This is a genomic window from Microtetraspora sp. NBRC 16547 (assembly GCF_030268965.1).
In the GTDB taxonomy this organism is placed as follows: domain Bacteria; phylum Actinomycetota; class Actinomycetes; order Streptosporangiales; family Streptosporangiaceae; genus Microtetraspora.
This window is the reverse complement of sequence record NZ_BSSE01000130.1, coordinates 1-261: the sequence shown is the minus strand read 5'-3', so window position 1 is coordinate 261 and position 261 is coordinate 1. Positions and strand designations below refer to the sequence as shown.

General features: G+C 70.9%; 1 protein-coding gene. It reads left to right on the top strand.

What is annotated here, in order from left to right:
* Positions 1-261, top strand: a 261-nt coding sequence (locus tag QSK17_RS35915; RefSeq protein ID WP_285711158.1) for a transposase, incomplete at both ends; no start/stop codon positions are given.

Here is a 261-nt window from a genome sequence, read left to right as displayed (position 1 = left end):
ACGGGATTCTGTGGCGGACGCGGACCGGGTCTCCCTGGCGTGACCTCCCCGAGTGCTACGGACGCTGGGAGACCGTCTACGGGCGGCATCGCCGCTGGTCAATCGACGGAACCTGGGAAAACATCCTTGACCGGCTTCGGGCCGGCTGCGACGAGGCCGAGGGCGGCGAGTGGACGACGAGCGTGGACTCCACCGTCAACCGGGCCCATCAGCACGCGGCCGGAGCACCCCACGCCCCGGCCGTCGATGCCCCCAAAGGGG